General features: G+C 45.6%; 10 protein-coding genes and 1 tRNA gene. 7 read left to right on the top strand and 4 right to left on the bottom strand.

Annotation, left to right across the window (positions count from 1 at the left end; all coding sequences use genetic code 11):
* The first annotated feature begins 220 nt into the window (after window positions 1-220).
* Window positions 221-787 (top strand): C40 family peptidase, encoded by a 567-nt coding sequence (locus tag MC50_RS13645; RefSeq protein WP_047664142.1) that lies wholly within the window; start codon window positions 221-223, stop codon window positions 785-787.
* An 89-nt stretch (window positions 788-876) separates the two neighbouring features.
* Here MC50_RS13645 and phoE read toward each other — a convergent pair whose 3' ends face one another.
* Window positions 877-1,929 (bottom strand): phosphoporin PhoE, encoded by a 1,053-nt coding sequence (phoE, locus tag MC50_RS13640; RefSeq protein WP_032689340.1) that lies wholly within the window; start codon window positions 1,927-1,929, stop codon window positions 877-879.
* 290 nt (window positions 1,930-2,219) lie between these two features.
* Between phoE and proB the strand changes: the two genes are divergently transcribed.
* Together proB and proA are read left to right on the top strand one after the other, a co-directional pair.
* Window positions 2,220-3,323 (top strand): glutamate 5-kinase, encoded by a 1,104-nt coding sequence (gene proB / locus MC50_RS13635; protein WP_004858334.1) that lies wholly within the window; start codon window positions 2,220-2,222, stop codon window positions 3,321-3,323.
* A 10-nt stretch (window positions 3,324-3,333) separates the two neighbouring features.
* A complete protein-coding gene (gene proA / locus MC50_RS13630; protein WP_032700722.1) occupies window positions 3,334-4,587 on the top strand; it encodes a glutamate-5-semialdehyde dehydrogenase in 1,254 nt (417 codons plus the stop codon).
* Between the two features lie 50 nt (window positions 4,588-4,637).
* Here proA and MC50_RS13625 read toward each other — a convergent pair whose 3' ends face one another.
* Genes MC50_RS13625 through MC50_RS13615 form a run of 3 tightly spaced genes read right to left on the bottom strand, consistent with a single transcriptional unit; the run spans window position 4,638 to window position 7,991 of the window.
* Window positions 4,638-6,668: a hypothetical protein gene (locus tag MC50_RS13625; RefSeq protein ID WP_223306610.1), complete on the bottom strand. Its 2,031-nt coding sequence runs from the start codon at window positions 6,666-6,668 to the stop codon at window positions 4,638-4,640.
* A complete protein-coding gene (locus MC50_RS13620; RefSeq protein ID WP_032700723.1) occupies window positions 6,658-7,617 on the bottom strand; it encodes a glycosyltransferase family 2 protein in 960 nt (319 codons plus the stop codon). The genes MC50_RS13625 and MC50_RS13620 overlap by 11 nt, the downstream gene beginning before the upstream one ends.
* A complete protein-coding gene (locus tag MC50_RS13615; RefSeq protein ID WP_032700724.1) occupies window positions 7,617-7,991 on the bottom strand; it encodes a GtrA family protein in 375 nt (124 codons plus the stop codon). Before MC50_RS13615 ends, MC50_RS13620 begins: the two co-directional genes overlap by 1 nt.
* 341 nt (window positions 7,992-8,332) lie before the next feature.
* Between MC50_RS13615 and MC50_RS13610 the strand changes: the two genes are divergently transcribed.
* From MC50_RS13610 to MC50_RS13595, 4 genes are all read left to right on the top strand, one after another.
* Window positions 8,333-8,408: transfer RNA gene (locus MC50_RS13610), tRNA-Thr, on the top strand.
* A gap of 163 nt (window positions 8,409-8,571) precedes the next feature.
* Entirely contained in the window at window positions 8,572-9,753 is a 1,182-nt protein-coding gene (locus tag MC50_RS13605; protein WP_047664137.1) for a tyrosine-type recombinase/integrase, read from the top strand.
* Window positions 9,743-11,056: an ATP-binding protein gene (locus MC50_RS13600; RefSeq protein ID WP_080748445.1), complete on the top strand. Its 1,314-nt coding sequence runs from the start codon at window positions 9,743-9,745 to the stop codon at window positions 11,054-11,056. The genes MC50_RS13605 and MC50_RS13600 overlap by 11 nt, the downstream gene beginning before the upstream one ends.
* A gap of 1 nt (window position 11,057) precedes the next feature.
* Window positions 11,058-11,708, top strand: coding sequence for an HNH endonuclease (locus MC50_RS13595; RefSeq protein WP_190306305.1), 651 nt, complete (start codon window positions 11,058-11,060; stop codon window positions 11,706-11,708).
* The last annotated feature ends 78 nt before the right edge of the window (window positions 11,709-11,786 follow it).

The raw sequence follows: 11,786 nt of genomic DNA, 5'->3' as shown, positions 1-11,786 counted from the left end.
GTCTTATATGCGATCGCGAAATAGTGTTTCATGGTGAAATAATTTATTAACAAGCGACACCACAGATTTTTCTCTTATATTTAACTGGAGCAATGAAAAACGTGAAGTAACAAGTTTACTCTACGTAAGGTTTCGTAAATTTTTCAGCTAACCATTCTGACAATATGGCGGATACGCTATAAATACCCACGGCCCATTCCCCCTCACGAAAAATAACGATATGACGCCTAAACTTGCTCACGCTTTATTATTGGTGCCTTTTTTAATTTTGGCAGGATGCTCATCTTCATCTAAACATCCGCCAAAAACCGCCGCCAAACACCTATACGCCCCGATCGATAGCGGATCTGACGATCTGATTCCGGTGGTTGCCGCCCTGCACGATCAAATGCACACCTGGCACGGCACCCCCTATGAATGGGGCGGTACCGAGCAAAGCGGCGTCGACTGTTCCGGCTTCGTCTGGCGAACGCTCAAGGACCGCTTCAATTTGCCCATGGAGCGCGTAACAACGAGCGATCTCCTGCATATGGGCGTCCGCGTCAGCAAGCAGCAGCTCCGTCCGGGGGATCTGGTATTCTTCCGTATTCGTGGCGGGATGCACGTCGGTTTCTATGACACCGAGCACAACTTCCTGCACGCTTCCAGCAGCCAGGGCGTCATGCGCTCCTCGCTGGACAACCCTTACTGGAACTCGGTCTTCTACCAGGCGCGTCGCCTGCCGAAAGAATATAACGCGCAGATCACCATGAATAGCGACCATCAGCACCTGGCTAAAAATCATTAATCCTTTTCAATAAAAAACCGCAGCAATAACGCTGCGGTTTTTTGTTCAGCCTGCTAACCGCCGCGGGAGTCTCCTGCGGCGGTCGCGGATTAGAACTGGTAAGTCATACCCAGAGCGACGATGTCGTCATTATTGATAGCGAGTTTATTATCGCTGTTCAGCTGGTTGATTTTATAATCAACAAAGGCGTTCATGTTTTTGTTGAAGTAATAAGTCAGACCCACGTCGATGTAGTTCACCAGGTCCTCGTTACCAACGCCTTCAATATCTTTGCCTTTTGACAGCACATAGCCCAGGGACGGACGCAGGCCGAAGTCGAACTGGTACTGAGCAACGGCTTCAAAGTTCTGCGTTTTATTGGCAAAACCACCGCTGATTGGCGTCATCTTGCGGGTTTCAGAATACATAGTGGCCAGATAAATATTGTTGGCGTCATATTTCAGACCGGTCGCCCAGGCTTCCGCTTTTTTACCCACGCCGCGCGCCAGCAGGTTCTGGTCATTGGTACGGTCAGAGCTGGTATAGGCCGCGCTGATGGCAAAATCGCTGCCGCCGAAGTCATAGCTTAACGAGGTGCCGAAGCCGTCGCCGTTCTGTTTTTTCGCTTCGCGGCCTTCGTTTTTGCCCTGATATTGCAGAGTCATATCCAGGCCATCCACCACGCCGAAGAAATCGGTATTGCGGTAGGTTGCCAGACCGCTGGCACGCTTGGTCATGAAGTTGTCGGTCTGTGCGGAAGAGTCGCCGCCGAATTCCGGGAACATATCGGTCCAGGCTTCAACGTCATACAGGGCGCCGAGGTTACGACCATAATCGAAAGAACCGTAGTTTTTCAATTTCAGGCCGGCAAAGGCCAGACGGGTTTTCTGGGTGGAGTCGCTTTCCGTTTTGTTACCGGAGAATTCAGATTCCCAACGACCGTAGCCGGTCAGCTGGTCATTAATCTGGGTCTCGCCTTTGATGCCGAAACGAACATAGGTCTGGTCGCCATCTTTACTGTCATAGTCGCTGATGTAGTGCATCGCTTTGACTTTGCCATACACGTCCAGTTTGTTGCCGTCTTTATTATAAACTTCTGCTGCCTGTGTAGCTGAAGAAGCGACAAGACCCATCATCATTAATGCCAGTGAGCTCTTTTTCATTATTCAGTCCTGGTGATTTATTTATACGCGCTAATCAATTCCGGGCGAAGGCCCCGTGAAAAACAGGAGGTTTTTTAACGCTCCGATATTAAAAATTTATGACAATGTGGAACTTTTTATAAAAAAGAGTGTTTAGATGTTTCCGTCATAAATTTGTCATCGTGTTACGCCACAATGCCCGATCTCGCGCAATAAAGTGGCTCGCCCAATACGCCAGGTGTTGGCAAGCGGCCTGAGTCCTGTTACAACATCAGCTCGATATCGATATTCCTTTTGAACGGCAGAGAATCATGAGTGATAGCCAGACGCTGGTGGTAAAACTGGGCACCAGTGTTTTAACGGGCGGATCCCGTCGCCTGAACCGCGCCCATATCGTCGAATTAGTGCGTCAATGCGCACAGCTGCACGCAATGGGCCACCGTATTGTCATTGTGACCTCCGGGGCCATTGCCGCCGGGCGTGAGCACCTCGGCTACCCGGAACTGCCCGCGACCATTGCGTCGAAACAGCTTCTGGCTGCGGTCGGACAGAGCCGTCTGATCCAGCTGTGGGAACAGCTGTTTTCCATTTATGGTATTCACGTCGGCCAGATGCTGCTGACCCGTGCGGATATGGAAGATCGCGAGCGCTTCCTCAACGCCCGCGATACCCTGCGCGCGCTGCTCGATAACAACATCGTGCCGGTCATTAACGAAAATGACGCCGTGGCGACCGCCGAGATTAAAGTCGGCGATAACGACAATCTCTCCGCGCTGGCGGCGATCCTTGCCGGCGCCGATAAGCTGCTGCTGCTGACCGACCAGCCGGGTCTGTTCACCGCCGACCCGCGCAATAACCCGCAGGCAGAGCTGATCAAAGATGTCTACGGCATTGATGATGCCCTGCGCGCCATCGCCGGCGATAGCGTTTCCGGCCTGGGCACCGGCGGTATGGGAACCAAGCTGCAGGCCGCCGATGTCGCCTGTCGTGCCGGTATCGACACTATTATTGCCGCCGGCAACCGTCCCGGTGTGATTGCCGATGTGATGGAGAGCGTGTCGGTCGGTACCCGCTTCCACGCGCAGGAATCGCCGCTGGAGAACCGCAAACGCTGGATCTTCGGTGCCCCGCCGGCGGGTGAAATTAGCGTGGATGCCGGCGCCACCCAGGCGATTCTGGAACGCGGCAGCTCCCTGCTGCCAAAAGGCATCAAAACCGTCACCGGTAACTTTTCCCGCGGTGAAGTTATCCGCATCCGCAATAGCGAAGGTCGCGATATTGCCCACGGCGTCAGCCGCTATAACAGCGATGCGCTGCGCCTGATTGCCGGCCAGCACTCGCAGCAGATTGATGCCATTCTGGGCTATGAATACGGCCCGGTTGCCGTCCATCGTGACGATATGATTATCCGTTAAGGAGCTGAAAATGCTGGAACAAATGGGCATTGCTGCCAAGGCGGCCTCTTACAAACTCGCGCAACTCTCCAGCCGTGAAAAGAATCAGGTGCTGGAAAAGATCGCCGATTATCTCGAAGCGCAGAGTGAAGAGATTCTGCGCGCCAACGCCGAAGACCTGACGGAAGCGCGCGCCAATGGCTTAAGCGAGGCGCTGCTCGACCGCCTGGCGCTTAACCCGGCGCGTCTAAGCGGCATTGCGAACGATGTTCGCCAGGTGTGCAATCTGGCCGATCCGGTTGGCCAGGTGATCGACGGCGGTCTGCTGGACAGCGGTCTGCGCATCGAACGCCGCCGCGTGCCGCTGGGCGTGGTGGGGGTGATTTATGAAGCCCGTCCTAACGTCACCGTCGATGTTGCTTCCCTGTGCCTGAAAACCGGCAATGCCGCGATTCTGCGCGGCGGGAAAGAGACCTGGCGCACCAATGCCGCCACGGTGAAAGTGATTCAGCGGGCGCTGGAGGAGTGCGGGCTGCCGGCCGCGACGGTCCAGGCGATTGAGAATCCGGATCGCGCGCTGGTTGGCGAGATGCTGAAGATGGATAAGTACATCGATATGCTGATCCCACGCGGCGGCGCCGGTCTGCACAAGCTGTGCCGCGAGCAGTCCACGATCCCGGTGATCACCGGCGGGATTGGCGTGTGTCATATCTATATTGATGATTCGGCCGATATAGCTGAAGCGCTGAAGATTATCGTCAATGCCAAAGTTCAGCGCCCAAGCGCCTGTAACTCGGTAGAAACCTTGCTGGTGAATCAGCATATTGCCGACCGTTTCCTGCCAGCCCTGAGCCAACAGATGGCGGAAAGCGGCGTGACGCTGCATGCTGACGCCGCCACCCTGCCGGTATTGCAAAACGGCCCGGCAAACGTCGAGCCGGTGAAGGCGGAGCAGTACAACGATGAGTATCTGTCGCTGGATCTGAATGTCAAAGTGGTCGCTGGCCTCGACGAGGCCATCGCCCATATCCGCGAGCACGGTACCCAGCATTCTGATGCCATCCTGACCCGTACGCTGAGCAATGCCAACCGCTTTATCAACGAAGTGGATTCCTCGGCGGTATACATTAACGCCTCTACCCGCTTTACCGACGGCGGCCAGTTTGGCCTCGGCGCAGAAGTGGCGGTCAGCACCCAGAAGCTGCACGCGCGCGGCCCGATGGGCCTGGAAGCGTTAACCACCTACAAGTGGATTGGTTTCGGCAACGATACGATTCGTGGTTAAGTCAAATCGGCAACGGTAGTAAAATGGGGGCGATTGCCCCCATTTTTTCTTTACTGGTTAATATCCAGGCTATCACAAGCAGAAGAACCATTATTATCAATAATCAAGGTAATATCTTTGTTGTGAAAGTCGCGCATATCAAAAACCACGCTCTCTGCTGTGGCAATATGCTTTTCTACACGATGCGTCGCATCTTTGATAATCACTTTCACTCCGTCAGTTTTCCCGCAGTTTTTATTGACTGACGTAATACGTAAGGTGTCATATTCCCCGACGAACATCCTGACAATAGTCGGTGTTGTTGCGCCTGGGTGGGCGTAGATTCGACCTTCACGATACATACTAAACTGCCCCCAGGTGTCGCCTTTCTCCACTGCCGCGCTTAGATAACTCTCTGTAAGATTATTTTCATACTCCGCTTTCCATGAGGGGTAGGAACGGGAAAATTCATCAATCATGCTTCTGTATTCATCGATTGTATACGGTCTGATTTTTTCATAGACGTATGCCTGAACACCGCCGCTAAGTATAAATGGCTGACTGACTCTTTTATAAGCGGCACCAATTCCCTTACCTTCCAGGATAAGATTATTTGGCAGATATATAACCTGTTGTCCATGAATTCCAAGATGCGTTTGAGCTGGATCGGTCACAATCGCATAACGAGAACTAAAGGCTTCAGTAGCCAGCTTATCACGCAAATCTACCTGCGAGACGTTGGCGATATGGCTGACAAACGATGCCGGTGATATGGCTGAAAACAGATCATTATTAAGTGAACCGCTGGATGCAAAAACAGCCACCTTATCATCTGGCTCAACACGCGCACTCATAAAGGCAATCAGCTCATGGTAATGGTCAAAGTTTTCTAATCTGAGAGGATACTCTTTGCCAGGAAGATAGCGGCTGACTAATTCCGGTTTACCGAATGGTTTTGAATATGTGCTAATAAAGACTGCAACCGTAAGTAATGAGAATGCGATCGTAAGTGTTATCGCCAGTCCTTTGTTTAACCTGTCAAAGAATAGTTTTAAAGCCGAAAGCACGAGTATTGCCAACCAAAAACAGAATGGCATTCCATGCTGCATCCCTGGTGTCTGTGTTCGGGTAAATATAATATAGGTGATAATAAAATTAGCTAATGCAAAAGCACAAAGAACTTTAAGCCGAAAACTGGTTCCGAAAACAATATACAAGCCTCCCAAAACAATTAATGGCAGCAAATATAAACCAGCATAGTTCAGGGTTATAAAGAACGTTGCTTGCTCTGTCGCCTTGTATGCAGAATAAATATCAGAATAGTTTGTCGTCAGTATTCTCTCAGCCAGTTCGAACTGAAAAACACAGACTAAAAAGATCACTACCAGCCCAGAAAGAGTAAAGAAAATAAAGTATTTAAATATTCTTTCCTTACTAAACCTGGCCGCTTCACCAAACAAAAATGTATTCAAAAAAGGCAACGTAACAAACAAGGAAACTACGCTATAGGCATACCATCGCCGGAATGCAAAGGGCAACCATAGTAATACTCCCATTGCGATTGCAAGTAATACAAAACGGGCTCCCTGGTATTTTAAGATATTAACTTTAAACAAAATCAAGCAGCACAGCGATAGTGGAATCATTCCTATGATATCAGGATAGCCGCGCAAGGTTGGTGTGACAAAAGGAATAAAACTTGCCAGAAAAACAAAGATATACGGCTGGTATTTGTTGTCCACACCTGCAGCAGTCGCAAACAAACGCATTGCAATATAAGCAAATGGTAAAAAATAAAGAATATACACACCCAATATGTAAGCTTCCCGATTTCCTATCGGCAGATAGTTAAACGGGATCAGTGCAATGACTGGCAAAGGGTTATAATCAGCTGAATAGACTGAATATTTTATACTAGCAAGCCATTGACTAAATGAGTCATGCAGTAAGCCAGTATACTCATTCCATACTACCCAGTAAAATCTGGAATCCCATGTATAAGCCTGATTTTCACTTGCCACAAAGGAATAACAAAGTACTGATAATATGGCGATGAAAACCACATACTGTATTCTACTGATTATTTTTCCGTTATTCATCATCAACCTTCTGCTGCGTTGTTTTTTCGATAAAATATTTAGGACGACCTTTAGACTCCATATATATCTTACCGACATACTCACCAATGATGCCTAACGATAGCATCTGTACACCGCCGAGGAAGAAAATAGCGATCATAACTGAGGCCCACCCTTCAACGGTATTTCCTGAGAATTTCTCAAACAGCGCATAAATTGCTGCAAACACCGAAAGAATACTGATCGCAAACCCTGAGATAGCGATAATCCTTAATGGGGTAATGGTCAGAGAAGTGATGCCTTCAATTGCCAGGGCAAGCATTTTTTTTAATGGATACTTCGACTCACCAGCCAGACGAACTGTTCTCGAATATGCAACCTGAGTGGAACGATAACCAATCAGTGGCACTAATCCGCGTAAATATAAATTTTGCTCTTTAAAGCTCAGCAACGCCTTTTTAGCGCGATCGCTTAACAATCTGAAATCGGCATGCTGAGGAATCTGCTGAACGCCCATCCACTTCATACAACTATAAAAGAGACCCGCGGTTTTTCTTTTAAATGGAGAGTCAGATGCCCGATCATTACGTACACCATATACGATCTCATTACCATTGAGGTACTCTTTAACCATTAATGCAATAACAGAAGTATCATCCTGAAGATCTGCATCAATGCTCACAGTAATATCCGATTCGGCGGCCTCAAGACCCGCAACCAGGGCTACCTGATGACCACGATTTCTTGAAAGCTTAACCCCTTTAACCGTTGAGTAATCCATCGATGCTTGAGCAATCAACTGCCACGTTGAATCACAGCTGCCATCATCAACGAATAAAATATAGCTATCAGCTGAAATCAGTGTTGCCGTGACTAATTCCGCCAGAACCGCTTGTAATTCAGATAAGCAGTGACTGAATACTTCTTCCTCGTTATAACATGGCACAACAATAGCCAACTTTGGTTGTTTCATTATTTCATCACCCAGAGTTTATTAATTAAAAAACCAGCAATTGTGTAAACAATCATGCCACATAACTGAGATATATAAATCAAATCAGGGAATATTAATAAAAATATTTTAACTGTTATAATATTAGCTACCCAGCACATTGCACAAGATGCCAGAAACTTTATAAACCGTTTGCCGGTCAGCGCTATTGAAAAGGTAAACAACGAATTAACCACAAAACTAAAGAGAATACCTACCACATATCCCATGGCATTTGATAGATATACTCCAACCCCGGCAGACATTAATAAAAATATCACCACCGCAGTTATTGCTGTATTCAATAACCCCACCATTACATATTTCAATGCGGGATTAGAAAGTATTTTTTTCACTGCATCATCCTGTTATTAACCGCGACTGATCTTATCATTTAGGGGAAAGCTGACAACTACTAAGGTTGGCCCATTACCTTTAGTTGCATACCGTTAGCATTTTTTACGGCTCTTATAGGCTGCAGTGATAGCGTTTTGAAAGCGTGTAGCTAAAGAGCAGCTCGCGCCAATACCCGGCACAATTCAGGTCAATGATCGTCGTAGAAGTGGACAATTTGATGCTTAATACCATGCAGGCGCTGGAAAAATAGCCATTCGGTACAAGAGGGCATTGACGCCCCCTCCACTTAGTTTTAACCTTTTACCCCGTGATTCACATTCGTGAAGATGTCCTCTTCAGGGCCGATATAGCTCAGTTGGTAGAGCAGCGCATTCGTAATGCGAAGGTCGTAGGTTCGACTCCTATTATCGGCACCATCTCAACTTCCCCAAACGTCCGTACTCATCCATAAACACCCTGATTTATAATGATTTTACCGCTTTTTAGTCCATCATCGTCCGCAACCATCCAGTAGAATCCGATAAAGAATGTGTATAGGATTGTGTATATGTTCCTGTTCGGTCCTGGATTCCTATACACATGCCTTTAAACGATATGCAGATTCGCCGCGCTAAGCCTGAAGATAAACCCTATACGCTTGGGGATGGGCAAGGCTTGTCATTGCTTATAGAACCTAATGGAAGCAAGAGCTGGCGATTCCGCTATCGCTATGCCGGTAAACCCAAGATGATCTCGCTTGGCGTTTACCCAACGATCACCCTTGCCGATGCTCGTTCCCGTCGTGATGAAGCTCGAAAACTTGTGGCAGAAGGAAAGAACCCTAGTGAGATTCGAAAAGAGCAAAAGCTGGCTCTGCAAACAGAGTCAGAGAACGCCTTCGAAAAGATAGCCAGAGAGTGGCATCAACTTAAATCTGCTAAATGGTCGGCAGGATATGCATCAGACATCATGGAAGCGTTTAAGAACGACATTTTTCCTTATGTTGGAACAAGGCCTGTGGGAGAGATTAAACCGCTAGAGCTGCTGAACGTACTGCGTAAAATTGAGAAACGTGGTGCGTTGGAGAAAATGCGCAAAGTGCGGCAGCGTTGCTCCGAAGTGTTTCGCTACGCAATTGCAACGGGTAGGGCGGAGTACAATCCTGCGTCGGATCTCTCCAGCGCTCTCGAAGTACACCAATCAAATCATTTCCCGTTCCTAAAAGCTGATGAGATACCCGAATTTCTGCGTGCCTTAGAGGGTTATACCGGGAGTAAGCTTGTCCAGATAGCCACGAAATTACTGATGATTACGGGCGTGAGAACCATCGAATTACGAGCTGCATTGTGGTCAGAATTTGATCTGGGTAACGCTATTTGGGAAATTCCTGCTGAAAGGATGAAAATGCGCAGGCCGCATCTTGTACCATTGTCGACTCAAGCGTTAGATTTACTTAATGAACTCAAGATAATGACAGGGAACTATCGTTATGTTTTTCCGGGGCGGAACGATCCGAACAAGCCTATGAGTGAAGCGAGTATAAATCAGGTTATCAAACGCATTGGTTATGGCGGAAAAGTCACTGGGCATGGTTTTAGGCACACGCTGTCTACTATTTTGCATGAGAAAGGATTTGAATCAGTTTGGATTGAAATTCAACTCGCCCATGTTGATAAGAACTCTATACGTGGCACATATAACCATGCTAATTACTTAGAAAATAGAAATGTTATGCTCCAATGGTACTCAGATTTTATTTTAGGTGAAAGATATGACATTTAGAATTTTAAATATTTTACAAGATGGTAAATGGCTTCCTATGATTCATGATATTAATGACTTGGAGAATGTATTCACTGTCATTACAGGGAGAAACTCGAGCGGTAAAAGTCGTTTACTAAGTAAAGCTATAAATGCCTCAATTTTCAGAGAGGAAAATTCGCATGTTAAATTTTCAGGATGGTATTCTGATAGACCGGAAAGAGTAATTGCAATATCGACCGGAAAATTTGATAGATTCCCAACTATTATGCATGCAGGTAAAAATAATAATTTTATTGGAAATTATTCTTATCATGGAGTCAAAAACCCAGGTAATCCATTCAATGAAATCATTAAGAGTTTTTTATTAACAATATTGGATAAGAATAATGAAGAGACAAATAGAGTAAGAAGTTTAGATTATCTCCTCAAATATTTAGGTTTTGGAACGGATATTAATGTGTCATTATCCTTAAATATTAATACAGGGCTGATGAAAGAGCGTAGGTATGAGGATTTTGCTAAGGATATGCTAAAAAGGACTATGAGAAAAAACTTAGCCGTTTCAGAAAGATATCAAAAATTATTCAATACTAATATGTGGGTTTCATTTGTTCATGAAGTAAGGGGAAGACTAAATGATCTTGATCTTGGTCATGATGCAAAGAAAATAACCGTACAGCTTAATTACAATGAACTTAAATTTGAGAGTTTCTCTAAGTTAGATAGCATTCACTTCTTGTTGGACTGGGATATACTTCAGGTGAGTGAAATTTCCTTCAATGGATTAACAGAGAAAAAAAGATTAGGTTTGTCAACTTTTAGTTCCGGTCAGCAATGTATGTTGCTTATCATCTTGGGTATCTTGAGCAGTATTCAAAATAACTCCCTTGTTTGTATAGATGAACCTGAAATTAGTTTACATCCCGAGTGGCAGTTAGAATTTATTAAACTCCTTCAAGATGTATTTTCATTATTTAGTGGGTGTCATTTTTTAATAGCAACTCACTCCCCACAGATAGTATCTGGATTAAGGGATAGAAATGGTTATATACTTTCGCTAGAGGATAAACAGTTATTCCAACATGATTCCTTTATGAAATCAGCAGATTTTCAATTGGCGGAAATCTTTCAGTCACCTGGTTTTAAAAATGAATATCTGATTAGGACATTGTTGGTAATTATCTCAAAAGTGTCAGAAAATGATAAGTTAAATTCTTCTGATTTAAAAAACTTAGCATTGGCAAACAGTCTTAGAGAGCACCTTGATGAAAGAGATCCTGTGATGTATCTCATTAAACAAGCGAATGCTTTGGTTGGTTGATATGAAAAAAATCATTCCGGAGGGGAAGTATAAAAAAATGATAGAGGATTATGATCTAAAGGATCATAATATATGGAATGCTACTAAAGGTGATATTATTGAGGTCAGGAAAACAATAAGAGAGTTCTATTTGAAAGAGCAGGGGTACAAATGTGCTTATTGCAGAATGGAAAAGAAAGAGACTCATGGTTACACATGGGATATAGAGCATGTCTTGCCAAAAGCATCGTATCCAGAATATTTGCTTGAGCCGGAAAATCTAGCTATTGCATGTCGAGAGTGTAATAATCCTAAGGATAATCACGAAATGTTGTCTGATCCAAAATTTCGTACAAAAGTTTATCCTAATGATAAGAAGTATTTCAAAATTATCCATCCTCATTTTGATAAGTATTCAGAGAACATGGAGGTGGTAATTTTGCAGGGTAAGAGAATTTATCTTCCTTTGAATCCAGATAAAGGTAAACACACACTTATATCATGTGACTTATGTCGTTTTTCATATAAATTTGCTGAGTGGGAATCTTTTGATGATGCAGCAATAATAAGTTTTAGTGAGTTTTTGGATAACTGTCCAGTCGATGCTACACCTGATGAAATTAAACGCATGCTTGGGCACATAAAGTTTAACCTGAGAAATCTTGATTTTTAGTTGCAACATAATCTGCGCGCAATGCTCTCCCCGCCACGCCTGCCCGCTTAAGAGGCCGCTTTTAATGCAGGTGCAAAG

It is taken from the genome of Klebsiella planticola (assembly GCF_000783935.2).
GTDB lineage: Bacteria > Pseudomonadota > Gammaproteobacteria > Enterobacterales > Enterobacteriaceae > Klebsiella > Klebsiella planticola.
This window is presented reverse-complemented; position numbering and strand designations above follow the sequence as displayed.